This window comes from Mycobacterium sp. IDUB_39 (assembly GCF_055419205.1).
Map to the genome: position 1 here is coordinate 315,415 of NZ_JBVAXF010000006.1, position 25,777 is coordinate 341,191.

Genomic DNA, 25,777 nt, shown 5'->3' on the forward strand with positions numbered 1-25,777 from the left:
CTTCTGTTGTTGCCTGGGTTTCAGGCGGTCTTGGTCTGACGGTCGAGGACGTAGTTCATGATCAGCGCCGCGATCAGGATGAGCCCGGTCACAAGCATCTGGAAGAACGAACTCAGCCCCAGCAGGTTGAAGAGATTGCGCAGCACCGACAGCAGCAGCACAGCGATGAATGTGCCCATCACACCGCCCTTTCCGCCGAACAGGCTGGTCCCTCCCAACACCACCGCAGCGATGGCGTCCAGTTCCAGCCCGGTGTTGGCCGTGGGTTGACCGATGGTGAGCCGTGCGGTGAGCAGCACACCGACCAGCGCAGCCAATCCGCCGCAGATCACATACGCCGCAGTGGTTATGCGCTGTACCGGCAGCCCGGATAGCCGTGCCGCCTTGGCGTTGCTGCCGACCGCGTAGATGTGTTCACCGAAGGTCGTGCGGCGCAGAACCAGACCCACGATCACTGTGGTGATGACAAAGATCAGCCCGACGACCGGAATGCCGGCGATGGTTCCTGCGCCTAAGAACCGCAGGCCGATCGGAATCTCGGCGGTTGTGGGTGTGCCGTTGGTGGTCAGGAAGGTGAGACCGCGGATGCTCTGCATCCCGGCCAGCGTGATCATGAACGCCGGCAAGGCTAGGTAGGCCGTCAATCCACCCATGATCCCGCCGAGCACCAGCCCGCTCGCGATGGCCAACAGCATGGCGATGGGCCAGGCGACCCCCAGGCCTATGAGGATCGCGACCAGCATTCCCGACAGTGCCGCAACGCTTCCCACCGACAGGTCTATGCCAGAGGTGAGAATCACGACAGTCATGCCTATCGCGACGATGCCGGTGAGGCTGGATTGCTGGAGCAGGTTCGCCAGGTTCTGTGAGGTGAGGAACTGCGGGGCGGTGACGGATGCGACGACGAACAATGCAGCGAAGATGAACAGCAGATTGAACCGCACGATGATGTTCTGGCGACGTGTGCGCGCGGTACCAGCTGTGGTGGACGGCGCGTGCGGAGTGGGGCTCTGAATGAGGTCAGTCAAGGTCGTTTCCTCCTGTGACAACGCAGCGGGCGATGTCCGCCGACGATGTGGTTCTCGGGTCGTATGCCGCGATGTTCCTGCCCTCGTGCATGACCCAGATCAGATCGCAGTTCTCGGTGAGTTCGCTCAGCTCGCTGGAGGCCATCAACACGCCCACACCGGCCTCGGCCAGCGCCTGAACCTGTTCGAACAGATCGGCTTTCGCGCCGATGTCCAATCCGCGGGTGGGTTCATCGAGCAGTAGCAGGTCAATTCCGCGGGCCATCCACTTGGCCAGCACAACCTTCTGCTGATTACCGCCGGAGAGCTCACCGACAGGCTGATCAATGCTGGAGAACTTGACACCGAGGCGCCGCAGTGGCGGCGTGCACAGCCGTCTAACAGCTTTCATGGGGTTGATGCCGAACGGCGCCAACGCCGCGATGCCGGCGTTACGCAGGATCGACTGCTCGAGGAACAGACCTTGGCTCTTGCGATCCTCGGGGACCAGGCCGATTCCGGCCAAGACAGCGCCCCGGGGGGTCTGCCGGGTGATGCGGGAGCCACTCAGAGTCAGGTCGAGCATGCCACGCCTGTCGCCGAACAGGGTCGCCAACAGCGTGGAACGGCCGGCGCCGCCCAACCCCGCCAGCCCGACGATCTCCCCGCGCCGGACAGCGATGCCCGATACGTCGATCACTCCGGGGATGGTGGCGCGGCGGATCTCGAGCAGTTCGGCTCTCTCGCCGTCCGGGCGGGCTGGGCGCGGCGTGTGGGGTTGCAGGCCACGGCCGATCATTGCCTCGACCAGTTCGTCCTTGGTCACCGTCGCGACGTCGAAGACGCCGACGGTGGCGCCGTCGCGCATCACGGTAGCGCGGTCACCGATCTCCTTCACCTCGTCGAGGCGGTGGGAAATGTAGATCACGGACTTGCCCGCGGCGGTGAGTTCGCGGATGACGCGGAACACCTCAGCGAGATCGTGATCGGTGAGCGTGGCGCTGGGCTCATCCATGATGATGACGCGGGCATCGGTGGTGAGTGCCTTCGCGATCGCCGTGAGTTGCTGATCGGACACAGACAGATTGGCCACCACATCCGACGGTGCGAAGCCACCGCCGACCCGGGTGATCGCCTCGGCTGCCAGGCGATCTCGTTCCCGGCGTGCGACGAACGGGCCGCGCAGCGGTTCGTGGCCCAGGAACAGGTTCTGTGCCACGGTCATGTCCGGGACGAGGTCCAATTCCTGGTAGATCGTGTTGATCCCGGCCCGGACACCATCGATGGGGGAGGTGAACGTGACGTCCTCGCCGCCGAGAGTGATCGTTCCCGAATCCGGCGTATAGGAGCCGGACAGAATCTTCATGAGGGTGCTTTTGCCGGCACCGTTCTCGCCGAGCAGGCAGTGCACTTCGCCCCTGGCGACCTCGAGGCTCGCGCCATCGCACGCCCTTGTTCCCGGAAACGATTTCACGATATCGGCCATCCGCAGTGCGGTGACTCGCTCGGCGTCGACAACCTGGTCCGGCGGTGTCGAACTGATGGTGTGGCTATTTGTCATATCGGTGCTCCAGCACGGCGAGTGCCGTGGGTTCGTCGGTGATGAGGACCGAGCACAGCCCGCTGGTCAGGGCGCCGTTGATGACGGGGACCTTGTGTGTTCCCGCTGCCACCGCGATCGCGCAGTTGGCGTTCTTGACGTCGTCGAGGCTGAGACCGACTGTTCGCCTGTCGATATCGTGGTAGGCGATATCACCGGTGGTGGTGATGTAGTGGGCGAGGATGTCTCCGCAGGCGCCGGCCGCGTCGAGTTGGGCGAGTTCGGCAGGCGTGACTGCACCGGACTCGACGAGGACTGACGTCGGGCCGAGCGCCCCCAGTGAGAACAGGAGCGCCTCTGCCTTACGGGCGCGGGACAGCACGTCCTCTACGAAACCCTCGGTGTAGAGCGCATCACGCGTTTCGATTCGCTCGACAATTGCCGGTACCGGCAACAGGGTGGCCCGGCCATTTCCGCTATGGGCGATGCTTGTCACGATGTTGGCCGCCTTCGTGGGATGCACGGATCGGCTGACCCCGCCGTTGGCCTGAATGACCTCGATACCGCGTGTCCATCCGTCGGGCAGCACCGCGGCTACTTGCTGCAGAGTGTTGCCCCAGGAGACGCCCAGGGTGGTGATCCACGACGAGTTTGACTTCAGGTAGTTGGCGGCGGCCGCGGCGACGTGCTCGCTGTCCGGGTCGCGGTTGTCGGGGCCCGGCACCACCACGCACTCGCGTAGTCCGAACCGGCTGCGCATCGCGACTTCGAGGTCTGTGCGGCGCGCCTGCGGGTGCACGATCCTGATCTGTACCAGGCCCACCCCGCGGGCCTCGTCGAGCAGTCGTCCCACCTTCCATCGGGTCAGGTGAAGCTCGGACCCGATGTCCTCCTGGGTGCGGCCCTGCTCGTAGTAGCACTGCGCAACATAGAGCAGCAGGCCCGTGTGGCTCTCGTCAGCGGCCGCGCTCATCAGCGCATCACCCGGAACGCGCGGCGCGCGGCCACGCCTGCGCCAGAACCGCCGTCGGCGGTGTCACACATGATCGGGCGCAGCGCGGCGGTCAGCCGCTGATAGTCGTCAAAGGTCTTGTCATAGACCGCTATTCGCTTCGGGTCGGGTTCCAGCATCCGGACCCGAGGGGCGAACAGTTGGGATCCGGCGCGCAGGCTCGGAACGATCCCGGCGGCGGTCGCCGCGATCACCGCACAGGCCCTCAGCGTGAGGTTCTCGCCGATCACCAGTTCGGCGGGTCGGCCGAGCACGTCGATCGTCACCTGCTGCCACAACGAGTTCCGCTCGATGCCACCGGAGAAGACGAGCCGTTCGCAGGGCACCCCGGACCGCTCGAATGAGTCGACAACACTGCGGGTCCCGCACGCGACGGCTTCGACCATCGCCCGGTAAAGTTCCGCTTTCGTCGTCCCCAGGGTGAGCCCGACTACGGCACCACGCAGGCGGGCCTCCCGGTGTGGCGTGCGGTTGCCCATGAAGTAATCGAGGGCTCGCAGACCATGCGCACCCGGGTCAACCGCGCTCGCCTGATCAATGAGCGCCGGAAGATCCTCGCGGCGTACGCCCATGATGGACTCACCAGTCCACTTGAGAACCGAACCGCTGGTGACCTGACCGCCCTCGACCAGCCACTTACCGTGATTCAACGCGTCGGGGTAGGGGCCCCACACCTCGTTGGAGGTGGTCGGTTCGTCCACTTCGGTGACGATGGCCGACGACGTGCCGGACACGATGGAGACGAGCCCGTCCACCTTGCCCCCACAGGCCAGCAGAGACACGTGCGCATCGATACCGCCCACGGCCACAATCGCTTTATCGTGGATGCCCAGATCGGCAGCCGCGCTCTCGGTGAGGGTGCCCGCGACACCGCCGACCTCGACGATCTCATCAGGCAGCTTGCCGACGAGGTCCTCCATGCCCAGCGCGGCATAGAGTTCCACGGGGAAACGCCCGGCGATGGAGTCGTAGTTGTACTTGCACACGGCGTTCATCTGCGAACCGACCCATCGGCCGGTCAGCCGGAACGTGATGTAGTCGACGGCCTCCACGATGCGCGCGGCCGATCGGTACGCGTCGGGATCGTGACTCTTGAGCCACATCGCCTTGGGCAGTAGCCATTCCGCGGCATCGGATCCGCCCGACCAGTCGAGGATCGGATGCTGCCCGCTCAGTTGTGCGGTTCGCTCCGATTCCGCCGCACCGCGCGCGTCCATCCAGAGGATCGCCGGGCGTAGCGGTGTTCCGGCCGCGTCGACAACGGCCACCGTTGAGGCGGTTGTCGACGCGGCGATGGCGATGACCTGGCCGGCTGCCCGACACGGGTCATTGCCCAGCAATTCACGGGTTGCGGCGGTGATCGCGGCCCACCAGTCCCGCGGATCCTGCTCGGCCCACCCCGGCCTGGGGTGGTGAGTCGAGTACGGGCGGTGGGCCGTGCCCAACGGGGTGCCGTCCTCGGTGAACGCACCGATGCGTGCGCCTTCGGTGCCGAGGTCGATCGACAGAAGAATTCCCATGACTCAGTCCTCGTTGGGCATGAACAGAACTTTTGACGAGAAGATCGAGCGGTCACCGAGCTGCTGCATCATGTCCGGCAGTGCCGACAACGGCAGTTCGTGAGTGATCATGAACTCCCACTTCAGCTTTCCTTCGGCCATCATCTGAGCCGAGGTGCGCCACTCGTCGCCGGGGAACGGTGCGGAGAATGAGTTCCACGAGCCGTGCAGGCTGGTCTCCAGCCGCATGAACTGGTTGAAGGTCTCCTTCTCCAGCGTTACCGGCGCATGCGGGATGCCGACGAAGACCGCGTGTCCGTGCGGGCCGGTCAGGTTCGCCGCCATGTCGGCTGTCGCGGGCACGCCCGCGGACTCGAGCACTACGTCGTAGCCGCGGCCACCCAGGGCGCGGGCCTCCTCGGCACTCTGCACCGCGTGGGTGGCACCAGCCTCGCGGGCCATGGCGGCCTTCTCCTCACTGAGGTCGACTGCCACAATCTGGCTGGCGCCGTGCAGCTTTGCCCATTGCACTGCGAAGAGCCCAATCGGACCTGCGCCGATCACCAGGACGCGGTGCCCGGCCCGCAGGTTCGTTTTCCACAGTCCGTGCAGTGCGATGGCGGCCGGGTCCAGCATCGCGGCTGCGCGAGGATCGATGCCCGCGGGCAGTTTCAGCAGATTGCCGACCGGGGACACGACGTACTGCGCGTAGGCACCGTCGGATCTGCTGCCGAAATAGTCGTAGTTCTCGCAGAGTCCGAACGCGCCGTCGGAGCAGAAGTCACAGCGCCGGCACGGGATCAGCGGTGGGACCGATACGAGTTCGCCGACCTCGAATCCGTCGACGCCTGCGCCGAGTTCGACGACCCAGCCGGAGAACTCATGCCCGCAGATGATCGGCATGACGTAGCCACCGTTGCGCAGCATCCGGGGGATATCGGAGCCGCACACGCCGCAGGCGGCGACCTTGAGCAGCACCTCACCGGGTGCGGGACTGGGCACCGGCGCCTGCTCGACCCGGATGTCGCCTGGCGCGTACATCACCGCCGCGGTCATGCGCTGGGGCAGAGTCTGTGGGGCCGACACGGTTGCCGGGGCGGGGGCCTCGGTTGTCATCAGAAGTTTCTCCTCGTGCATTGTCTTTGGCTGACTGAAACTCGGCTCGCTACGCCGCGGCGAACGTTGATTCGCCCTGAAGCGCTGGTGCGTTGGACTTGTTGACCAAATCGGTTCCGGCGTCGACGAACTCCGGCACGGTCTCACCGCGGGCGACCTTCACCGCAGTCTCAATCGCCAGTTTTCCCTCGGCGTTGGGATCGTTGAGCGCGGTGGCGATGTACTGGTCGCCGTTGGCGATGGCACGCACTGCTTCCATCAGGCCGTCGACCCCGAAGACCTTGACGTCGGTGCGGTTGTTCTCGGTCAACACCTGCAGAGCGCCCAGCGCCATATCGTCGTTCTGGGCGTAGACGGCTTTGAGGTCGGGATGGGCCTGCAGGAGATCCTGCATCGCTGTCACAGCCTTGGACCTGGTGTAGTCGCAGTAGGGACCGTCGATGATGGTGATGTTGGGCTGAGCCGCCACCGCCGCCTGGAATCCGTCGTGGCGATCCCGCGCCACCGCGCCACCTGCGTCGCCCTGGATCTCGATGATCTTGCCCCCGGCCGGCCCGAGCGTGCTCACGGCTGCCTCCCCAACGAGCTGGCCCATGGCCTTGTTGTCGCGGCCGACGAACGCCGCGGCGCCTGATTCGACCGGGCGGTCGACGGTGACGACTTTGATGCCCGCCGCCTTGGCTGCCGCCAGGGAGGGTGTGATGCCCTTCGGGTCGACAGGGTTGATCACCAGCACGTTGACACCCCGGGTGATCAAGTCCTGGACGTCGTTGTTCTGCTTGGTCACGTCGCCGTTGGCATCGGCGTAGAAGAACTCATTACCCTGGGCCTGCGCCTCGGCCTTGGCCGCGTCGGTGAGCGCGACGTAGAACGGGCTCTGCTGAGTGGCCTGGCTGAAGCCGATCTTGAGCGGTCCGTCGACGACGGTGGTGCTCTGGGCGGCGTCGTCACCTGGGACTGAGCACCCGGAGAACGCCATGGCCATTGCGGCTCCGAGCGCGATTCCCGAGAGGGCTTTTGCGAGTCTCACGTTTCCTCCTAGCTGTGCGCGCCGGTGGTTGGGCCGCGCATGACGACAATCACGTTAGGGAGGGAGATGTGACAGCGTCAACGGATGAGCATCATTTTGCTCATATGCGCACGCATGGTGTCGCCGAGACTCGAGCGCATGCCGACGGCGTCAATACCGGGTGAACTTCCATCCCCAGACCCGACTTCATCCACAGCTAGGCCGCCGATGCCGCCATCGTGTCGAGAACCAGACGGCAGCTGATGTCACGTTCGGCGCATGACCACATCCAATACTGGTGACTTCCACGACAACCGGCCCGGCGCCCTGATCGCCGCGTTGCCCGCGGTTCTGGGGTTCACGCCCGAGAGTTCGCTGGTCCTCGCGACCCTTCAGGACGGTGCGATGGGGTGCGTGATGCGAGCCGACCTGTCCGAGGAGCTGATCGTCACGGTCGAGGAGATCGCCGATCTCGCGGCCGGCAGCGGTTCTGACACCGCGATGGCGGTGATCGTGGACGCCGACGGCGCGGCATGCCGCATGTGCGACGACGAGCACCGCCGCCTCGCCGATGCCCTGGCGTCGGCCCTGGAGAACCGCGGGATTGACCTGGCGGAGGCGTACGTCGTGGACCGCGTCTGCGCAGGCGGGCGATGGCACTGCGCGGACGGGTGCGGTCGCAGCGGCACCGTGGACGACCCGTGCGCGTCACCGGTGGCCGCCGAGGCCGTGCTTGGCGGGCGTCGCCTCTACGGCACGCGCGCCGAACTGCTGGAGGTCATCACGGTCACCGATCCCGCTCGCGTACGGGCATTGCGGGCAGCCATCGCCGATGCGGCGTCCTCCCGCGGCGCCGAGCGGGCGGACGCGGACACTCGCGCCGACGTCGAGCACGCCATCGCCACAGCGGCGGCCACGGGACGTGGGCGTTGGCCATCGGATGCCGATCTCACCCGGATTGCGGGCGCGCTGAGTGATCCGCGAGTCCGGGACATGCTCTACGCGTTGGCGGTGGGATGTGATGCCGCACAGGCGGAGTCGCTGTGGGCGCTACTGGCCCGCACGCTTCCGGACCGGTGGCGAGTCGATGCACTGGTTCTGCTGGCGTTCTCCGCCTACGCGCGAGGCGACGGTCCGCTGGCCGGTATCGCACTGGAGGCGGCGCTGCGGGGGGATGGCGGCCATCGGATGGCGAGGATGCTGGATCAGGCGCTGCGGACCGGCATGCGGCCCGAGCAGATTCGGGAACTGGCGCGCAGCGGTTACCGGCTGGCGCAGCAGCTGGGTGTCACGCTGCCGCCGCGAAGCCTGTTCGGCACACGCGGGGCTAGACCTTCTCGACCTTGACCGCGTGGGCCATATCGTGGGGCAACTCCACCTGCTCGTGGCCGGGGATGATGATCATGACGCTGCCGTGGTCGCTGACCTCGACGGTGACACGCGCATTGGGCACCACGCCGGCGTCCTTGAGTCGGGTGATCAAGTCGGCATCACCCTGGACGTGCTCGGAGAGCAGACGCACCCGCACGGCGATCGGGAAGCCGCCGGGAAGTTCGGTGAGCCGAACCAGGTTGCCATCGTCGGGGTTGGGCAGCGCGACACCGAGTTCGGCGAGACCGGGGATCGGGTTGCCAAAGGGCGAGGTCGTGGGGTTGTCGAGCACCCGCACCAGGCGCCGCTCGACGTCCTCGCTCATCACGTGCTCCCAGCGGCATGCCTCGGCGTGCACTTCCTCCCAGGGCAGCCCGATGACGTCGATCAGCAGACGCTCGGCGAGCCGGTGCTTGCGCATGACCGAAATGGCCAGGGCCCGTCCCTTGTCGGTGAGTTCCAGGTGGCGGTCACCGGCGACGTGCAGGAGGCCGTCGCGCTCCATCCTCGACACGGTCTGGCTGACGGTGGGGCCACTCTGCTCGAGACGCTCCGCGATGCGCGCGCGCAGTGGCACCACGCCCTCTTCCTCGAGGTCGTAGATGGTTCGTAGATACATCTCGGTGGTGTCGATGAGATCGTTCATGTTGCCGCCCTCCGTCGGGAAGAGTCTACCGTTGTCGGGGCGCGAAGCGGGCTGCACCACGGTCGCGTCACGCAGTGATGCCCGCCGCACATCGCGACGGGCATCACAGGACGAGAAAGGTCAGCTCGCGTAGGAACGCAGGCGCTCCGCGCGGTCGCCGTGACGCAGCTTGGACATCACCTCGCGCTCGATCTGACGGACCCGCTCGCGGGACAGTCCGAAGAGCTTGCCGATCTGGTCCAGAGTGCGGGGCTGGCCGTCGTCCAGACCGAACCGCAGCCGGATCACCTGCTGCTCGCGCTCGTCGAGCGTGGCCAGCACGTGGCGGATGTCGGTGTGCAGCAGTTCGGAGATCACCGCGTTCTCGGCGGACATGGCGTTCTCGTCCTCGATGAAGTCGCCCAGCGGGGCTTCCTCGTCGCTGCCGACCGGCATGTCCAGGCTCACCGGGTCACGGCTGTGCTCGAGGAGATCGGCGATCTTCTCGGCGGGGATGCCCGACTCCTCGGCCAGTTCCTCGTCGGTGGCCTCGCGGCCCAGGTTCTGGTGCATCTCACGCTTGATCCGGGCCAGCTTGTTGACCTGCTCGACGAGGTGGACGGGGAGCCGGATGGTGCGGCTCTGGTCGGCCATACCGCGAGTGATCGCCTGGCGGATCCACCATGTGGCGTAGGTGGAGAACTTGAAGCCCTTGGCGTAGTCGAACTTCTCCATCGCGCGGATCAGTCCGAGGTTGCCCTCCTGGATCAGGTCCAGAAGTGGCATGCCGCGACCGGTGTAGCGCTTGGCCAGTGACACCACGAGACGGAGGTTGGCCTCCAGCAGGTGGCGGCGGGCCGCCTCGCCGTCCCGAACAATCGCCGCGAGGTCGCGCTTGCGGGTCTCGCCGAGACGTTTCTTGGTGGCCAGGACGTGTCGGGCATATAGGCCGGCTTCGATGCGCTTCGCGAGTTCGACCTCATCGGCGGCGGTGAGCAAGGCAGTCTTGCCAATGCCGTTCAGGTACACGCGCACCAAGTCAGCGGCTGGGCTCTGGCTGTCGAGATCGGACTCGATGCGGCTTGCGGTAGCACTCGCCATTACTGCCTCCTGCTCGGCTGGAACTGTCATGAACTTCAACGTCGGGACAGTCCAAAGAGTTCCCACTCGCCGCCAGTTACACACCTGCTGAGCTGCAGTTTCTCGCCGACGACCTGAGAATGTCCTGAGAAGTGAGCCAGATTTCGCTCAGTGCGGAACGTCGCGCGGTGTCTCAGCCGAATCGGGCGGCGGCACGGCGAGGGGGGCCTCTTCGAGCGCGGGCCGTTCGGCGGTGGGGAAGAGCGGAATCTTGCGCCGCGACGCGTAGCGCCGTGGCTCCTCACGCTCTCGCGGCGGTCGGTCATTGGCGATCAGCACGGCGATCCACGGCAGCGGAATGGACGCCACCAGGATGGCCAAGGAGATCAGTCCGTTGTGCCATATGCCGTAGGCGCCTGCTGCGAAGATCAGAGCTGGAACGCGAAACGACATGATCGTGAGGTACTTGCGCACACGCTCGCGGTGCTGCTCCTCATAGGGCACCGCCGCACGGGTGATGAGAACCGGCTGACCGTCGTCGTCGAAACTCAGCTCATGGCCGTGTTTCATACCTCCATCGTTCCACACCTGCGTTCGGTGTAAACCGTCGGTTCATTACCGAAGCGTGGCGATGCACAATGTAGGTATGGAAACCCAGACGATCGAGCGGACCGACGTTGACGAACGCGCCGACGACGGCACGGACGACGACGCTCCCAAGGTCTTCCACTACGTGAAGAAGAACAAGATCGCCGAGAGCGCGGTCATGGGAACCCACGTCGTCGCCCTGTGCGGCGAGGTGTTCCCCGTGACGAAGTCGGCCAAGCCGGGTTCACCGGTGTGCCCGGACTGCAAGCGGATCTACGAGGGATTCAAGAAGTAGTCGCGGTTCCCTCGTGCGGTGTGGGCGCGGCGGGCTTCTCGTCCTCGACGGAGACGCTGCTCGCGCCGCTGTCACCGTTGAGTGACTCGGCCTTCTCCTCGAGCCAGCCGCGCAACCTCTTGGCGTGCGTGTCGGGCGCCGGCCACTCCTCTTCGATCGCCGCGTTGAGTTCGGCGCCGATCATGATCGCGAAGCCCAGGAAGAACGCGAACAACAGGAACGCGATAGGTGTGGCGAGCGCTCCGTAGGTGTAGCCCGTCGCGGTGATCCAGGTCAGATACACGCGCAGCCCCACCGTCGCGATGATGAACACCGTCGCGGCCAATAGGGCGCCGAACACCAGTCGGTGCGATGGCAGCGGTTTGGGCAGTGCCACCCGGTAGAGCACGCCCACCGCGATGGCCAGGCCGAGGAACAGCACGGGGTAGTAGCCGTACTGCAGGACGTGATCCCAGCTGTCGGGGATGTACTCGGCAACCTTCATCGGCCCGAGCGCGAGGAACGGCGCGGTGACGATGACGCCCAGCAGCATGATCATGTACAGGCCCAGCGCGTAGAACCGTTGGCGCACTGGATGCCTCAGGGGAGTCTGGTCGTGCGCCTCGACGATCGAGTCGACGAAGGCCGAGATCGCCGACGACCCCGCCCACAGCGATATCACGAAACCCACTGACACCACCTCGCCGCGGGCACCCGCCACGATGTCGGAGATGGTGGGCTCGATGATCTCGTTGACGACGTTGCCCGAGAACAGGTTCGCCGCCGTTGAGATCAACTGATTCTCGATCGTCTGCAGTGTGGTGGGCCCGAACAGCGGCGCCACCCATGCCAGGCTGCCCAGCATCCCCAACAGCAGGGGAGGCAGGGACAGTGCACACCAGAAGGCGGCTTGCGCAGCCTCCGAGAAGATCGAGTCGTCCCAGCTCTTCGAGAGAGTGCGCTTGGTAACCCGCCAAATGTGGTGCTTGGACGGTCTGACTGGCTGTGGCTGGTCGCTCATGACCAGACCAGCATTACCGACGCGGACCGATTGCGCCCGCACGGGTGCCGATCGGCGGGTCTGTCAGGCGTCGACCGGGCTAACCTCGATGACGGCTGACAGTTCGACCAGCTTCGCCTCGTGCTCATTGGCGTGGTGCTGGCAGAAAAGCAGTTCAGCTCCCGACGGCAGCTTCGCTCGGACGCGAGCGGCGGCGCCGCAACGGTCACAGCGATCAGCCCGGGTCAATTCAGGGCTGGTCAGAGTTGCGTTCATGGCTCCTCCTCCGGTCTCGCGTGTCTCTACTCTGTCAGACGTTTGAGCGTCCGGGGTTGTTCCCCAAGCGTTCACCGGTGTGTCGTGTCTCACCCGATACCCGAGTTGCCGTTCCGCCACACTGGACCGATGCCTGCGGAATCGCATCAGCTGGTGCACCTTTGCACCCAAGAGGAGTGGGAACGGGCTCGCGTCACGGGGGAGCGTCGGCCGCCGTCGCTGGAGGATAGCGGATTCGTCCATCTGTCCAGCCCGGAGCAGGTGCACCTACCCGCGAACCGACTCTTCGCCGGGCGCACGGACATGCTGTTGCTGACGCTGGACCCGTCGCTACTGACCGCACCCGTGCGGTGGGAGCCCGGCGTTCCGGGCGATCCCGAGGCGATGACCTTCCCGCATCTGTACGGCCCGCTGCCGGCCCGCGCTGTGACAAGTGTCACGACGTACCTGCCTGGCGAGGACGGGAGCTTCGCGGCGATCGGTCACTCGGGGACGTAGGCGTCGGCCTCGATCTCGACCAGAAGTTCCGGCGCGATTAGGGCTGAAACCTCGACCATTGTCGTCACGGGCCGGATGTCGCCGAACGCCTCGGCGTGCACGGCCGCGATGTCTGGCCACTGCGTGATGTCGGTGACGAACATCCGGGTCCGAACGACATCGGTCATCGATGCGCCGCAGTCGAGCAATGCAGACTCTATGCGGCGCAATGCCTCCCGCGCTTGAGTCGTGGCGTCGTCACCCGGTGCGGTGGTGCCCGCGACGACGACGAGCGGTCCAACGCGCACCGCGCGCGAGTAGCCGACCTGGTCCTCGAACGGGGAACCCGACGAGACGTTCAACCGGTCGGGCATCACCGCGTCCTCACGCCGGCACCGCTTCGACAATCGACATCGGCCCCGCCGTCCCGATGACACGAGTCATCCGGAACCCGGCGCGCGCCAAAAGATCCCGGTATTCGCTCGGGGTGCGCTCGCATCCACCGGGGTGCACCAGCATCTCGAGGTCGAGCAGCATTCCGGGATGCGACGGTGCGCCCTCGGGAAGCACCAACTCGAACAGCAGAAGTTTGCCGTTCGGGGCGATCGCGGTGCGGATGTTGCGCAGGATCGTCAGCGACTTCTCGTCGTCCCAGTCGTGGATGATCGTCTTCATCAGGTAGGCATCGCCGCCTTCGGGCACCGCCTCGAAGAACGAGCCGCCCGTCTTGGTGCACCGATCCGACACCCCGGCCCGGTCGAGTTCGGGACCCGCGCCGGCGATCACCGACGGCAGGTCGAACAGCACACCGCGGGCACCGGGTGCCGTGGCGAGCACCGCGGCCAGAAGCGCCCCGTGGCCGCCGCCTACATCGACGATGAGCTTGTGGCCGGAGAAGGTGTAGGCCGGAACGGCGGCCTCAATCGCCATCGCGGACACGCCCGTCATGGCGTCGTTGAAGACCTTCGCATACTCGGGATCGGTGTCGAGATAGTCGAACACCGGCATGCCGCGCAGCTTCTCCGCCCCCGACTCGCCCGTCTTGACCGAGTACAGCAGGTTGCCCCAGTGCTCCCAGTGCGAAGGGTGGCCGATCAACTTGATCATCGGGGCCATGGATCCGTCGTAGTCCGAGCGCAGCGCTTGGCCAACGCGGGTCAGCGAGAATCGTCCGTCGCGGTGCAGTTTGAGCAACCCGTTGGCAGCCAGTGCCCGCATCAGTCGGTAGGTGGCGCCGGGGTCGGCGCCGACGGCGGACGCGATGTCGGAGCTCGAGCGTGGACGGTCACGAAGCTCGTCGGCGATACCGAGTTGGGCGGCGGCGTACAGGGCCTGGGTCAACCACGCGCCCTGGCTGATCTCCAACAGTGCGATGTTGGCGGGCACGGCCGATCGGCTGGCCGTGCCGAGGGCGTTACGGATGCGGCCAATTGTGTTAATCAGCCAGGTGGGCGGGGTCTTCGCGGTTGCGGGCACGAAGGCAAAGGATATACCTGCGTGCATCCCTGGTCGGCTTGCCTAGACTCAGCCATCATGGGAATCCTGTCGGGCTTCGTGTCGTGGGTCGTCTATTGGATACTCGTGGGGAACGTCCCCCTCGCCGTCGCGGTGTTGGTGGCGCTCGCGGTGGCGGTGGTGGCTCTGATCGTGAGCCGGGCCCGCCGTTCGACGGTCAGCTCGCTCGAAATCGGGGCCATCGGAACGTTTTCGGTGCTCGCGATCCTGACGTTCACGCTGAGTCAGACGTTCATGGAGCGCTGGATCCTGACGTTGAGCGGTGCGGGCATCCTGCTTGCGGCCCTGGTCGGCGTTCTGGTCGGCAAACCTTTCGTCCGGGAGTTCGCCGAAGCCGACCAGCCCGCCGAGGTCGTCAAGAGCGATCCGTTCGAACCGGTCACCGCGCTGGTGACATGGATCTGGGTGGCGGCCTTCGCGGTCATGACGGTGTCGTCGGCCATTCCCCCGATCGTGGCGCGCGACGCCAGCCTCGTGGACACGACCCCACTGTCGGTCGTCGGCTACTGGGTGGTCCCGGTCATCGCGCTGGGGCTCGCGGTGCTGGCCGGCCGTGTCCTCACTGACCGGATGGTGGCGGCGGCGCTGAGCCCGGACGTCGTCCGCAAGACCACGTTCGTGGCGTTTCGCGAACTCGCGATCGACGAACTGCTGTATATGGCCAAGGAGAAGGCTGATCGCGAGGTGGGCGCCGGTAAGGAGGCCTACGCCGTTCAGGTCCTCGGAAAGGGGACTCCACTCACCGGAGACGAGTCCCGGGAGTCGTGGCCGGCCTCGTACAAGGTGCGCGAGCGGCGCTGAGCGCGCCCGACGAGCCCCGGGGCAACAGTGGGTTGCTCGAAACTCGGGATCGGCATCCGGTGCTGGTGGCGGCCACGATCTCCCGGGATGCCCACGTCAAGTGGCCGCTTGTAGCATGTCCCGGATGACGGCCGGCAACGCAACCTGGCAGCATCCGGCCCCCGGCGCAAGGTTCGCCGCGACGCTGGACTACCTGGGGGAGCGCACCGATCCCATCGCCGCCCCACTTGGTGGGACCCCTTCCCTACGCGCGGAGGCAACGAACTTCCTTCGCGTGTTCCGCGCTCTGCTGGCACACAAACCGGTCGTGCTGGACAGTTCGACCGGCCGGTTCAACGTGGAATTGCTGGCGGCCGCGGCCGCGGCGCTCATTCCCCGCCGACGCCGGCCTGTAGTGATGATGGTCGGCGAGATGTGGCAGCGCGATGGCGGGCTTCGGGGTCGCCTCGAGTACGTGATCGTTCACTTGGCGCAACGGGTGATCGACCGCTTCGTCGTCTACTCATCCGAAGAGCTGACGTTGTTTCCGCAGTTGTGGAACGTGCCCGCGGCCAAGATACGATTCGCCCCGTTCTTCTCGACGATCGAACACGCCCACAAGGTCGAACCGGCACAGCGGGCCAGTGGCTATGTATTTGCCGGTGGAAATCCCTTCCGGGACTATGAGGGACTTCTTGAAGCGGCACGGGCTATGCCGGAAACCACGTTCGTGTTGGCCACCAATCAGCTGGACGGACGTGCGGACCTGCCCGCGAATGTCGAGGCCGGACCTGTCTCACACGCGGAGTTCCTGTCGCTGCTCGCCGGCGCCGATGCCGTCGTCACGCCGATACGCGCCGGGCTCACCCGGGCCGTCGGTCAACAGACGTATCTGAATGCGATGCGAAGCGGCAAGGCGACCATCGTGAGCGATGCGCTGGCAGTACGTGATCACATCGACGACGGCGAGACGGGCCTCATCGTCGAGGGGACCGTGGCGAGCTATGTGGCTGCGCTGAAGCAGGTTCTCGGCCCAGTGGGTGCGACCGAGCGCGCACGGCTTGGCGGTAACGCCAGCGTGTCGGCCCAGAACTTCACCATCGAAGGCCATGTCGAGCAGCTGCTCGCCGTCTTGGACGACGCCATCGCCGAGAGATCAGGCACGCCGAACGCATAGGCCATCAGTGGTCGGCGACGGATGTGAGAGCTAGGCCCACAACGACGAAATGGTCGCTACCAGCACGCTGGTAGCGACCATTTCGTCGTTCTCGTCTAGTCCAGGTAGTCGCGCAGCACCTGGGAACGGCTCGGGTGGCGCAGCTTGCTCATCGTCTTGGACTCGATCTGACGGATGCGCTCGCGGGTGACCCCGTACACCTGGCCGATCTCGTCGAGCGTGCGTGGCTGGCCGTCGGTGAGGCCGAAGCGCAGCCGGACCACGCCCGCCTCACGCTCGGACAGCGTCTCCAGGACGCTCTGCAGCTGATCCTGAAGCAGGGTGAACGACACGGCGTCCACCGCGACGACGGCTTCGCTGTCCTCGATGAAGTCGCCGAGCTGGCTGTCGCCCTCGTCGCCGATCGTCTGGTCCAGCGAGATGGGCTCACGCGCGTACTGCTGGATCTCCAGCACCTTCTCCGGCGTGATGTCCATTTCCTTGGCGAGCTCCTCCGGCGTGGGCTCGCGGCCCAGGTCCTGGAGCAGCTCGCGCTGGATACGGCCGAGCTTGTTGATGACCTCGACCATGTGCACCGGGATGCGGATGGTGCGGGCCTGGTCGGCCATGGCGCGGGTGATGGCCTGGCGGATCCACCACGTGGCGTACGTGGAGAACTTGTAACCCTTGGTGTAGTCGAACTTCTCGACCGCGCGGATCAGACCGAGGTTGCCCTCCTGGATCAGGTCCAGGAATGCCATGCCGCGGCCGGTGTAGCGCTTGGCCAGCGACACGACCAGGCGGAGGTTGGCCTCCAGCAGGTGGTTCTTCGCGCGGTCACCGTCACGGCAGATCCACTGCATGTCGCGGCGGTACTGCGTGGTGAGCTTCTCACCCTTCTCGGCCTTCTCCGCGAGCTGCTGCGTGCCGTAGAGGCCGGCCTCGATGCGCTTGGCGAGTTCGACCTCCTCTTCGGCGTTGAGCAGCGCGACCTTGCCGATCTGCTTGAGGTAGGCGCGGACCGAGTCCGCCGAAGCGGTGAGTTCGGCGTCCTTGCGGGCCTGGCGCAGTGCCTCGGATTCCTCTTCGTCCCAGACGAAGTCACCGGAGGCCTTGTCCTTGTCGGACGGCTCGGCGATGTCGTCGGACTCCTCGTCGGTGGCCTTGCCCGCTGTCTTGACTGCGGGGGTGGCGGCGTCGGCCGAGTCCTCGGTGTCGTCGTCCTCGGTGTCGATGTCCTCGAGTTCGATATCGGCCTCGTCGACGTCGATGTCCTCATCAGACACATCGACGTTGTCGGCGGTCGTCACATCGTCATCGACGCTCGTGGCCTTCTTGGCGCGGGTGCCCTTCGCGGGCGCCTTGGGGCCGGTCTTAGCGGCGGCCTTGGTGGCGCGCTTGGCAGGAGCGGCCTTCTTAGCGGGCGCCTTGGTGACGGCCTGCTTCACCGGCTCGTCTGTCGCCGACTTTGCCTTCGTCGCGGTCACGGGACACCCCTTACGGTCTTGCTGGATCGGGGGCGTGGGCATGCGCCACCGAAAAATTGTCGGCTCTCGAATGTTGGCGTCGATCGCAGTTCGGATACTGCCGCTATTCGTTGTGCGGCCGCCGTTGACCATTGTAACGACAGAGTGGGCGACCGCCCGCCTCGAGCGCAAAAACTCGATGTCGGCGAGCCGCGCGCGTGCTCCAGCGGGGCAGATAGGGCTGCAGTGCGCGCCACTCCGGGCAACGAGGCCGTCTCGGCCAGTTCGTAGCCAGGACCGACATCAGCCGCTCGGGAACCTCACAGATCGCCGGCCGACGGGACCATGAAGGGCTGATATGTCGTTCCGTAGGGAACTATCGGAGCGGAGTTGGGGGTGCCTTCTGCTTTGCTAGCTGCGATGATTGACGGCGTGTCGTTCGCAGCGGTCAGTAGGACGGTCGAGCTGCAGGCGGTCGACATCCTCCTGATGACGGCTGCGGCGCGCCCGTCTGCGTTGGTCATCGCGGGGGAGTCCGGCATCGGTAAGACCACCTTGTGGAATGAGGCGGTTGAGCATGCGCGGCGTGCGGGGTACCGGATCCTGTCGGCCCGCGCCGGTGAAGCGGAGTCGGTGCTGACCTACGCGGCGGTTGCAGACCTGTTGGCCGAAATCGAGCCAGACGTCCTCGACCAGCTGCCCGATCTGCAGCGCATTGCCGTTGACCGGGTGCTTCTGCGAGCCAGCGCCGAAGGCCCTCCCACCGATCAACGCGTGACCGCGTCCGCCCTGGTGTCGGTTGTCACCGCGCTGACGGTGCGCTCGCCGGTTCTCATCGCGATCGACGACGCACAGTGGCTGGATTCCTCGAGTCAGCCCGTGCTGAAGTTCGCCGCCCGCCGGCTCGCGGGCCGAGTCGGATTGGTGATCACCGAGCGCACCGATTCACAGGGCGCGACTCCCGCGCCCTGGCTGAAGCTGGGAGATCCCGGCGCGGTCAAGCGGTTGCGGGTGGGACCCATGACGCTGGGGGCACTGGACACCATCATCTGTGGGCGGTTCGGTCGTGCCCTTCCACGGCCGACGATGGTGCGGATCGCCGAGGCCTCAGGCGGGAATCCTTTCTACGCTCTGGAATTGGCGCGCGCGGTGGACGGACAGTCGGTCAGCGCAGACGCCGTACTGCCCCGCACCCTGGCCGATCTGATGCAGTTGCGCACCGGACACTTCAGCCCGGCCGTCGCCGACATGCTGCTCGCTGCCGGATGCGTGGCGGAGCCGACCGTGAAGCTGCTGGCCGAGGCCACCGGGGTGGACGTGACCCGCGTCGAGGAACTGCTCGGGGGCCCCGAGCGCGAGGGCATCGTCGTCATCGACGGTGATCAGGTGCGGTTCAGCCATCCACTGCTGGCTCGCGGGATCTACACCCAGGCCGGTCCGGCGCGCCGTCGTCGCATGCACCGCGCGCTGGCGAGCGTCGAGACGCAGCCCGAACTCAAGGCCCGTCACATGGCTCTCGGCAGTGCCAGCGCCGATCCCGAGACTCTGAACGCACTCGACACCGCCGCCAATGAGGCGAGTGCGCGCGGCGCGGCAGCCGCGGCGGCCGAGCTGACCGAGCTGGCGATCGAGTTGGGCGGCGACACTCCCGCCCGCCGACGGCGCGCCGCCAGGCACCACTTGCGGGCCCATGAGACCCGTCGGGCCCGCAAGCTCCTCAAGCCCGTCACCGAATCACTACCTCCCGGACCGCAGCGCGCGACGGCGACCATCCTGCTGGCCGGTACATGGATCTACGACAACGACTTCGGTCCCGCCAAGGAACTTCTGTCCTCGGTGTTCGAGGACGCCGAGGGCAGCCCACTGCTGTTGGTCCGGGCACACTTGGGACTGGCTCTGGCGCAGGGTTGGACCGGTGAGTATGCGGATGCGTTGCAGCACACGGCGTCGGCCGTCGAGCAGGCCGAACTTCTCGGCGCCCCGGCGGTGATCAGTCAGGCCCTGGCGATGCACGTGGCTCTGGAGTGCGGGCAGGGCAAGGGCCGCGACGAGGAGGCGTTGCGGCGGGCCCTGGAACTCGAGGACCCCGACGCCGACGTGCCGGTGCCCGCGCGGGCCCGCACCGCCGATGCCATGACGCAGGCGTGGCTCGGTCGGCTCGACGAGGCCCGGACGACCATGATGATGGTTCGTCGCCGCTGCATCGAGCGCGGGTCCGACGCGGACATGATGCAGGTGTCGCGGCACCTGTCGATGATCAACGTCTGGATGGCGCGGTTTGGGGCCGCCGAGGTGGTCGCCGACGACATGATGCAGCGCGCAGAACACCTTGGCGGGGAGTACTCACTGGTCATCGCTCGGATACAGCGAGCGCTGGTGTGGGCCTACCAGGGGCGAGAGCAGCACGCGCGAACCGAGATTCACGCCGCGATCGCCGGCGCGCACCGGTGTGATGCGCCGCAGCTGGCCGCGTGGCCGATGATGATCCTCGGCTTTCTCGAGGTCTCGCGCGGCAACCACGCCGACGCACTGGAGGCGCTCGCGCCGATCCTGGCCGGCTTCGACCCCGACGGGGGGACCGAGATCATCGCTGCGTCCTACATCCCCGACGCGGTCGAGGCGATGGTCGCGCTTGGTCGTCTCGACGACGCCGAGCCGTTGATCGGTGCACTGGAGCGCAACGGTGCCGCACTCGACCGGCCGTGGATGCTGGCCGTCGGTGCGCGGTGTCGGGCCATGATGCTGGCTGCGCGCGGCGATGTGGTGGGCGCGGAGAAGATGGCAGACCAGGCGATGGCCGAACACGACCGGCTGCCGATGCCATTCGAGCGGGCCCGTACGCAACTGTTCGTCGGTCAGCTCGCCCGCAGGCAACGCCGCAAGCAGGTTGCGGCCCAGGCTCTCACCGAGGTGGTGACGGAGTTTCGACAGTTGGGGACCAGGCTGTGGGTCGATCGGGCCCGCGCCGAACTGGCCCGGGTGAACGTGGCGCGCAACAGGGACTCCGATCTCACACCGTCGGAGATCAGCGTCGCCAGGCACGCGGCGGCGGGGATGACCAACCGGGACATCGCCGCTGCGCTGTTCATCAGCCCGAAGACGGTCGAGCACAACCTCAGCCGCATCTACCGCAAGCTCGGTGTGCGCACCCGGGCGGAGTTGGCCAGCCACTCCGAACTCATCGAGGGCTGACGGACGGCGCGAAGCCACCGAACAGCATCGAACATCGTTGTGCTGTATCGGTTTTCCGCCGCGAGATCAGGTGGTGGTGCCCTTATCGGAGGCCATTGCGGCGCCGACGATGCCCGCCGTGTTGAGCAGCGTCGCGGCGACGACGGGCGTGCGGTTCTTCAGTAGCGGAATCCACTTGTCTGCCTTGCGGCTGATGCCGCCGCCGGCGATGAAGAGGTCCGGCCAGATCGCGTTCTCGATGGTCACCAGAACCTTGGTCACCTCCTCGGTCCAGCGCTCGTAACTCCACTCCTTGCGGTCCTTCACCGACGAGGCCGCACGGTGCTCGGCCTCCTTCCCGCCGACCTCGAGGTGGCCGAATTCGGTGTTGGGCAGCAGGATTCCATTGTGGATTACCGCAGAGCCGATGCCGGTGCCGAAGGTCAGCAGCACGATGACACCGGTGTTGTCGCGGCCCGCGCCGAACCGCTCCTCGGCCAGCCCGGCGGCGTCGGCGTCATTGAGCACAGTCACCTCCTGACCGTTGAGTTCGGCCGAGATGGCGTCACGCGCGCTGGTGCCGATCCACGCCTTGTCGACATTGGCGGCGGTCCGCACGATGCCGTCGGTGACGACGCCCGGGTACGTGACGCCGAGGCTGCCCGTCCAGCCGAATTCGCGCACGACGGCGGCGACGGTCTTGGCGACGGCGTCCGGGGTGGCGGGTTGGGGGGTGGGCAGTTTGAACCTCTCGCCGATCAGCTGACCGGTGGCGAGGTCGACGATGCCGCCCTTGGTCCCGCTGCCGCCGACGTCGACTCCGAAACCGCGGTGTTGTGTGCCTTCGGTGCCCGAGTCTGCTGCAGACGTGTCGGTGGCGGTCATGAGCACTCCTGTTCCAGAGGCCGGCAGGTGCGACGCGATCCACACACTAGTGGGTCGGCAATGGTCTTGTGGGGCTGCCGCGCAACCGGATCGGCTTGTCCTGTGATCGGCTTTGGCCTTGCGATGGCTTCTGTGCTGCGATGGGCCGGTGACTGACATCGACTCTGAACCCACGACGCTGCGGACGGTTGCCGAGGACCTTGCCGCAGAAGCCGCCGACTTCGTCCGCCGTCGTCGTGCCGAGGTGTTCGGCGCTGGCAGCGCGGAGAGGGCGTCGGCGGTGCGGAGCAAGGCCACGCCGACCGATCCGGTGACGATCGTCGACACCGAGACCGAGCGACTGCTAAGGGACCGGCTGGCGGTGCTGCGCCCTGGCGAGCCGGTGCTCGGCGAGGAGGAGGGCGGGTCCGTGCACGCGGAGCCGGGGCAGCCGCTGTGGGTGCTCGACCCGATCGACGGCACGGTCAACTTCGTCTACGGGGTCGAGGCGTACGCGGTGTCGGTGGGTGTTCAGGTGGACGGCCGGTCGGTGGCGGGCGCGGTGGCCAATGTCGCGACCGGTGAGGTGTTCTCCGCGGCGCTGGGCCATGGCGCATGGCTGCGGCGTGGTACCGAGCTGACGCGATTGACGTGCACGCCGATCACGGATCTGTCGATGGCGTTGGTGGGCACCGGTTTCGCCTACGAGCGCGACGGCCGGATACGCCAGGCCGAGGTGTTTGCGCAGATCCTGCCCCAGGTCCGCGACGTGCGGCGCATCGGATCGTGCGCGCTGGACCTGTGCATGGTCGGTGCAGGCCGGCTGGACGCCTACTTCGAGGACGGCGTGCACGTGTGGGATTGGGCGGCGGGTGCACTGGTGGCGTCCGAGGCAGGCGCCGTCGTGGATCTGCCGCCCATCGACGGAAGCGGCGGTGAGCTGATCGTCGCCGCGGCGCCGGGCATTGCGGGTGATCTCGATGCCGCGCTGCGTCGTGCGGGCGCGCCGATGCGCTAGCGGCGAGTCAGCAGGTGACGGACTGGATCTTGGTCAGCAGCGATGAGTCCGGCGGCTGCGTCGCCTCCGGTCGCAGGGCGGTCAGCACCGCTTCGATGTCGTCGTTGTGGCTGAGTTCGGTGTACTCGGTGCCGATCGCCAGGTCGACGGTGTCATCGCCACGCTCGTCCTGGAACAGTTCGGTGCACGGGGCCACCAGCCACAGCGATGCCGCGGCGGCGCGTCCCGCCGGGCCGAACCGGATCTGGCCCTGGCATTGCAGTCGCTCGCCGGCGTACACCGCGTCGTTGGCGGCGGTGGGCTGGGCGAAGCCGAGGTCGCGCAGGGCGCCCGCGACCTCAGCGGCCTGTCCGCCCTGACCGCTGGCGTTGAGCACGCGGATCTTGGTGTCGGCGAGCTTGGCCGGAACCACCTCGGACATTGTCGAGGCCGTGACCCGGTCGCCGAGGGTGGGTTGGTTCGGCTCCGTCGGCGCCGGCGGAGCGTTGCAATCCGCGACTTCCTGCACGTCGGTGGGCTGGTTGAACGCGATTACCCAGACCATCAACGACACGATGGCGAGTGCAGCCAGCATCGCGAGACCGGGGACGTAGTTGCGTCGACGGAACGGACGGCCGTGTTTGTCGAACGCCGTACCGGAGGTGATTTGCGCGACCACCCCTGCACCTTAAGGGCAGGCAGTGCCGTCCTCTTCCACCTGCGTCCCCACCCGAGGAATCGGCATGTGATATAAATCACATCCATTCCGGCGGTGATCGGGGCACGAATCATTTGGCGGATGCGTTCTGCGCTGGTACAAAGCTCTGTCGCAAGGTTACGGAGGGGAAGAGGTAAATGGCTACCGACTACGACGCCCCGCGGCGTACCGAGACCGATGACGTTTCCGAGGATTCCCTCGAGGAACTGAAGGCTCGCCGCAACGAGGCACAATCCGCCGTCGTCGACGTCGATGAGACCGAAACGGCTGAGTCGTTCGAACTACCCGGCGCAGACTTGTCGGGCGAGGAACTGTCTGTCCGCGTCGTTCCCAAGCAGGCCGACGAGTTCACGTGTTCGAGCTGTTTTCTGGTGCATCACCGCAGTCGTCTCGCCAGCGAGAAGAACGGCGCGATGATCTGCACTGATTGCGCGGCCTGACGCAGGCGCCAGCCTCAGTCGCCGCGTAGCGCCGCCAGCAGGCGGTCGGGGTGACGGCTGCTGATCAGCCAGTACGGCGTCGGGTCGTCGGGGTCATCGAGGACGATGAGCACCAACGAGGGGATCCACGCCCGGTGCACGACGTAGGCGGCGGGGTCCAGTTGGCGACCCAGCGCTGCCGACTTGGCCGAGCGAGGTACCTCGGCCATGCGCGCGATGACGCTCACGGGAAGGTGCGCGGGGCCCACCCAGAGTTCGGTGTCGTCCCCACTGGCGACGACACGCACGTCAACGCGGCCCAACCATGTCAGCGCCGCGGCGGCCACCAGTGTCAGGACGACGAACGGCACCCACATGGGGATGGCCGCGATGCCGAGGTTGACCTCGAACGCGATCAGCGCCGCCAGGCCGATGCCGGGCAGCCACCACCACCACGGCACACGCAGGCGCTCGCGGTAGCGCAACGATTCGGTGGCTGCACGCGTCTCGGACACGCGCCCAAGAGTAATCTCGTGCAACGTGCCCACCTCACTGGCGGTAGTGCGACTTGATCGCGAACTGCCCATGCCCACTCGAGCGCACGACGGCGATGCCGGCGTCGACCTGTACAGCGCCGTCGACGTCGACTTGGCGCCGGGACACCGGTCCCTGGTGCCAACGGGAATCGCCGTCGCGATCCCGCACGGCATGGTCGGTCTAGTGCATCCGCGGTCCGGTTTGGCCACCCGCGTGGGGCTTTCGATCGTCAACAGCCCGGGCACAGTCGATGCTGGCTACCGCGGCGAGATCAAGGTGACGCTGATCAACACCGATCCCGAGCAGCCCATTGCGGTGCGCCGCGGCGACCGCATCGCGCAGTTACTGGTACAACGAGTCGAACTTCCCGAGTTGGTCGAAGTCACATCGTTCGACGAGGCAGGTTTGGCTGATACCAGCCGTGGCGTTGGCGGCCACGGTTCCTCTGGCGGACACGAGAGTTTGTGATGGCACTGGGTAGGCGCAAGAACACCGGCAGCGACGAGGCCACCGGCCCGGCTCCGGAGGACACGGATGTTGCGAACATGAATGCTGCGAACACTGACGCTGCGAACGTCGCTGACGACGATCTCGACGGTCCGTTCGACATCGGCGACTTCGACGATGCGAGCCACGCCACGGTCGGTCGTCATGACCTCGGCTCGGTTCTGATCCCTGAGGACGAGACCGCAGAGCTGGTCTTCGAGGTCAATCAGCAGGGCGTGCCGACCGCTGTGTGGATGGTGACGCCCAACGGGCGCTACAACCTCACCGCGTGGGCCGCCCCGAAGACCGGGGGACTGTGGCGTGAGGTGGTCACCGAGATCGCCGACTCGCTGCGCAAGGACAACGCGCAGGTGTCGATCGAGGACGGCCCCTGGGGGCGCGAGGTCGTCGGTGTCGTGACCAACGGCCCCGAACCCGTCGTCATGCGGTTCATCGGTGTCGACGGCTATCGGTGGATGGTCCGCGGTGCGGCCATCGGCCCGCCGCAGTTGGCCGACAAGATCGCGGACGAGGCACGGAAAGCGTTGGCTGACGCGGTCATCCGCCGCGGTGACACGCCGCAGCCGGTGCGCGCCATGTTGCCGCTGCAGTTGTCCGAGTCGCTGGTGGAGCGGTTGCGTGTTCGCGCCGAGCAGATGGTCGCCGCGCAGGCTCAGCAGCTGCAGCAGCAGCAACCCGAGCCGCCCGCGCCTGCGGCGCGCCGCAGTGAGCAGGGCTCGGCCATGCAGCAGCTGCGGACCATCACGGGCGGCTAGGACCGCCCGACCTAAAGA

27 protein-coding genes are annotated in these 25,777 nt (G+C 66.5%); 10 read left to right on the top strand and 17 right to left on the bottom strand.

What is annotated here, in order from left to right; all coding sequences use genetic code 11:
- Positions 1 to 20 precede the first annotated feature (20 nt).
- Genes ACZY0X_RS23450 through ACZY0X_RS23475 form a run of 6 tightly spaced genes read right to left on the bottom strand, consistent with a single transcriptional unit; the run spans position 21 to position 7,204 of the window.
- Positions 21 to 1,028, bottom strand: a complete 1,008-nt coding sequence (locus ACZY0X_RS23450) for an ABC transporter permease (protein WP_463773827.1) — start codon at positions 1,026 to 1,028, stop codon at positions 21 to 23.
- Positions 1,021 to 2,568 (bottom strand): sugar ABC transporter ATP-binding protein, encoded by a 1,548-nt coding sequence (locus ACZY0X_RS23455; protein ID WP_463773829.1) that lies wholly within the window; start codon positions 2,566 to 2,568, stop codon positions 1,021 to 1,023. The genes ACZY0X_RS23450 and ACZY0X_RS23455 overlap by 8 nt, the downstream gene beginning before the upstream one ends.
- Positions 2,558 to 3,520 (bottom strand): sugar-binding transcriptional regulator, encoded by a 963-nt coding sequence (locus ACZY0X_RS23460; protein WP_463773831.1) that lies wholly within the window; start codon positions 3,518 to 3,520, stop codon positions 2,558 to 2,560. The genes ACZY0X_RS23455 and ACZY0X_RS23460 overlap by 11 nt, the downstream gene beginning before the upstream one ends.
- Positions 3,520 to 5,079, bottom strand: coding sequence for an FGGY-family carbohydrate kinase (locus tag ACZY0X_RS23465; protein WP_463773833.1), 1,560 nt, complete (start codon positions 5,077 to 5,079; stop codon positions 3,520 to 3,522). The genes ACZY0X_RS23460 and ACZY0X_RS23465 overlap by 1 nt, the downstream gene beginning before the upstream one ends.
- A gap of 3 nt (positions 5,080 to 5,082) precedes the next feature.
- Positions 5,083 to 6,174 (bottom strand): galactitol-1-phosphate 5-dehydrogenase, encoded by a 1,092-nt coding sequence (locus tag ACZY0X_RS23470; RefSeq protein WP_463773835.1) that lies wholly within the window; start codon positions 6,172 to 6,174, stop codon positions 5,083 to 5,085.
- Between the two features lie 49 nt (positions 6,175 to 6,223).
- Positions 6,224 to 7,204, bottom strand: coding sequence for a substrate-binding domain-containing protein (locus ACZY0X_RS23475; RefSeq protein ID WP_463773837.1), 981 nt, complete (start codon positions 7,202 to 7,204; stop codon positions 6,224 to 6,226).
- A gap of 258 nt (positions 7,205 to 7,462) precedes the next feature.
- Here ACZY0X_RS23475 and ACZY0X_RS23480 point away from each other — a divergent pair, with 258 nt between their 5' ends.
- Positions 7,463 to 8,530, top strand: coding sequence for a DUF4192 domain-containing protein (locus ACZY0X_RS23480; RefSeq protein ID WP_463773838.1), 1,068 nt, complete (start codon positions 7,463 to 7,465; stop codon positions 8,528 to 8,530).
- Here ACZY0X_RS23480 and ACZY0X_RS23485 read toward each other — a convergent pair.
- The 3 genes from ACZY0X_RS23485 to ACZY0X_RS23495 all read right to left on the bottom strand — a co-directional run bounded on the left by ACZY0X_RS23485 (position 8,511) and on the right by ACZY0X_RS23495 (position 10,829).
- On the bottom strand, positions 8,511 to 9,200 hold the full coding sequence (locus tag ACZY0X_RS23485; RefSeq protein ID WP_463773839.1) for a metal-dependent transcriptional regulator: 690 nt from the start codon (positions 9,198 to 9,200) through the stop codon (positions 8,511 to 8,513). The two genes, ACZY0X_RS23480 and ACZY0X_RS23485, sit on opposite strands and share 20 nt — an antisense overlap.
- A gap of 120 nt (positions 9,201 to 9,320) precedes the next feature.
- Positions 9,321 to 10,280 (bottom strand): sigma-70 family RNA polymerase sigma factor, encoded by a 960-nt coding sequence (locus ACZY0X_RS23490; RefSeq protein ID WP_463773840.1) that lies wholly within the window; start codon positions 10,278 to 10,280, stop codon positions 9,321 to 9,323.
- Positions 10,281 to 10,427: 147 nt separating this feature from the next.
- On the bottom strand, positions 10,428 to 10,829 hold the full coding sequence (locus ACZY0X_RS23495) for a DUF3099 domain-containing protein (protein WP_463773842.1): 402 nt from the start codon (positions 10,827 to 10,829) through the stop codon (positions 10,428 to 10,430).
- Positions 10,830 to 10,905: 76 nt separating this feature from the next.
- Between ACZY0X_RS23495 and ACZY0X_RS23500 the strand changes: the two genes are divergently transcribed.
- Positions 10,906 to 11,142 carry a DUF3039 domain-containing protein gene (locus ACZY0X_RS23500; RefSeq protein WP_241399513.1) on the top strand — a complete coding sequence of 79 codons (237 nt, stop codon included), beginning with the start codon at positions 10,906 to 10,908 and terminating at the stop codon, positions 11,140 to 11,142.
- On the opposite strand, the gene ACZY0X_RS23505 is transcribed toward ACZY0X_RS23500, so the two are convergent.
- The gene (locus ACZY0X_RS23505; protein WP_463773844.1) at positions 11,132 to 12,142 is read right to left on the bottom strand and encodes a YihY/virulence factor BrkB family protein; all 1,011 of its coding nucleotides are present in this window, start codon (positions 12,140 to 12,142) and stop codon (positions 11,132 to 11,134) included. The two genes, ACZY0X_RS23500 and ACZY0X_RS23505, sit on opposite strands and share 11 nt — an antisense overlap.
- Before the next feature lie 63 nt (positions 12,143 to 12,205).
- Entirely contained in the window at positions 12,206 to 12,397 is a 192-nt protein-coding gene (locus ACZY0X_RS23510) for a DUF7455 domain-containing protein (protein ID WP_463773845.1), read from the bottom strand.
- Positions 12,398 to 12,526: 129 nt separating this feature from the next.
- Here ACZY0X_RS23510 and ACZY0X_RS23515 point away from each other — a divergent pair, with 129 nt between their 5' ends.
- The gene (locus ACZY0X_RS23515) at positions 12,527 to 12,895 is read left to right on the top strand and encodes a DUF952 domain-containing protein (RefSeq protein ID WP_463773846.1); all 369 of its coding nucleotides are present in this window, start codon (positions 12,527 to 12,529) and stop codon (positions 12,893 to 12,895) included.
- Here ACZY0X_RS23515 and ACZY0X_RS23520 read toward each other — a convergent pair.
- Together ACZY0X_RS23520 and ACZY0X_RS23525 are read right to left on the bottom strand one after the other, a co-directional pair.
- On the bottom strand, positions 12,880 to 13,248 hold the full coding sequence (locus ACZY0X_RS23520; protein WP_463773848.1) for a RidA family protein: 369 nt from the start codon (positions 13,246 to 13,248) through the stop codon (positions 12,880 to 12,882). The genes ACZY0X_RS23515 and ACZY0X_RS23520 overlap by 16 nt on opposite strands.
- A 10-nt stretch (positions 13,249 to 13,258) precedes the next feature.
- Positions 13,259 to 14,350 carry a methyltransferase gene (locus ACZY0X_RS23525; protein ID WP_463773849.1) on the bottom strand — a complete coding sequence of 364 codons (1,092 nt, stop codon included), beginning with the start codon at positions 14,348 to 14,350 and terminating at the stop codon, positions 13,259 to 13,261.
- Positions 14,351 to 14,407: 57 nt separating this feature from the next.
- On the opposite strand from ACZY0X_RS23525, the gene ACZY0X_RS23530 reads away from it, so the two are divergent.
- Both ACZY0X_RS23530 and ACZY0X_RS23535 read left to right on the top strand, forming a co-directional pair.
- Positions 14,408 to 15,190 carry a hypothetical protein gene (locus ACZY0X_RS23530; RefSeq protein WP_463773851.1) on the top strand — a complete coding sequence of 261 codons (783 nt, stop codon included), beginning with the start codon at positions 14,408 to 14,410 and terminating at the stop codon, positions 15,188 to 15,190.
- A gap of 124 nt (positions 15,191 to 15,314) precedes the next feature.
- Complete coding sequence (locus tag ACZY0X_RS23535; RefSeq protein WP_463773852.1) at positions 15,315 to 16,346, top strand: glycosyltransferase; 1,032 nt, start codon at positions 15,315 to 15,317, stop codon at positions 16,344 to 16,346.
- 95 nt (positions 16,347 to 16,441) lie between these two features.
- On the opposite strand, the gene ACZY0X_RS23540 is transcribed toward ACZY0X_RS23535, so the two are convergent.
- Complete coding sequence (locus ACZY0X_RS23540) at positions 16,442 to 17,812, bottom strand: RNA polymerase sigma factor (RefSeq protein ID WP_463773854.1); 1,371 nt, start codon at positions 17,810 to 17,812, stop codon at positions 16,442 to 16,444.
- Between the two features lie 399 nt (positions 17,813 to 18,211).
- Here ACZY0X_RS23540 and ACZY0X_RS23545 point away from each other — a divergent pair, with 399 nt between their 5' ends.
- Positions 18,212 to 20,983 carry an AAA family ATPase gene (locus tag ACZY0X_RS23545; RefSeq protein WP_463773855.1) on the top strand — a complete coding sequence of 924 codons (2,772 nt, stop codon included), beginning with the start codon at positions 18,212 to 18,214 and terminating at the stop codon, positions 20,981 to 20,983.
- Positions 20,984 to 21,049: 66 nt separating this feature from the next.
- On the opposite strand, the gene ppgK is transcribed toward ACZY0X_RS23545, so the two are convergent.
- Positions 21,050 to 21,847, bottom strand: a complete 798-nt coding sequence (ppgK, locus tag ACZY0X_RS23550) for a polyphosphate--glucose phosphotransferase (RefSeq protein WP_463773856.1) — start codon at positions 21,845 to 21,847, stop codon at positions 21,050 to 21,052.
- Positions 21,848 to 21,995: 148 nt separating this feature from the next.
- Here ppgK and ACZY0X_RS23555 point away from each other — a divergent pair, with 148 nt between their 5' ends.
- Entirely contained in the window at positions 21,996 to 22,844 is an 849-nt protein-coding gene (locus ACZY0X_RS23555; protein WP_463773858.1) for an inositol monophosphatase family protein, read from the top strand.
- A gap of 7 nt (positions 22,845 to 22,851) precedes the next feature.
- Here ACZY0X_RS23555 and cei read toward each other — a convergent pair whose 3' ends face one another.
- Positions 22,852 to 23,502, bottom strand: a complete 651-nt coding sequence (gene cei / locus ACZY0X_RS23560) for an envelope integrity protein Cei (protein WP_463773859.1) — start codon at positions 23,500 to 23,502, stop codon at positions 22,852 to 22,854.
- A 176-nt stretch (positions 23,503 to 23,678) separates the two neighbouring features.
- On the opposite strand from cei, the gene ACZY0X_RS23565 reads away from it, so the two are divergent.
- The gene (locus ACZY0X_RS23565) at positions 23,679 to 23,981 is read left to right on the top strand and encodes a DUF4193 domain-containing protein (protein ID WP_241399501.1); all 303 of its coding nucleotides are present in this window, start codon (positions 23,679 to 23,681) and stop codon (positions 23,979 to 23,981) included.
- Positions 23,982 to 23,995: 14 nt separating this feature from the next.
- Here the strand turns inward: ACZY0X_RS23565 and ACZY0X_RS23570 are convergent, their stop codons facing one another.
- The gene (locus ACZY0X_RS23570; RefSeq protein WP_241399500.1) at positions 23,996 to 24,475 is read right to left on the bottom strand and encodes a DUF3093 domain-containing protein; all 480 of its coding nucleotides are present in this window, start codon (positions 24,473 to 24,475) and stop codon (positions 23,996 to 23,998) included.
- A gap of 25 nt (positions 24,476 to 24,500) precedes the next feature.
- On the opposite strand from ACZY0X_RS23570, the gene dut reads away from it, so the two are divergent.
- Positions 24,501 to 24,965, top strand: a complete 465-nt coding sequence (gene dut, locus ACZY0X_RS23575; RefSeq protein ID WP_463773861.1) for a dUTP diphosphatase — start codon at positions 24,501 to 24,503, stop codon at positions 24,963 to 24,965.
- Complete coding sequence (locus ACZY0X_RS23580) at positions 24,965 to 25,759, top strand: DUF3710 domain-containing protein (RefSeq protein WP_463773863.1); 795 nt, start codon at positions 24,965 to 24,967, stop codon at positions 25,757 to 25,759. The genes dut and ACZY0X_RS23580 overlap by 1 nt, the downstream gene beginning before the upstream one ends.
- Positions 25,760 to 25,777: the final 18 nt, after the last annotated feature.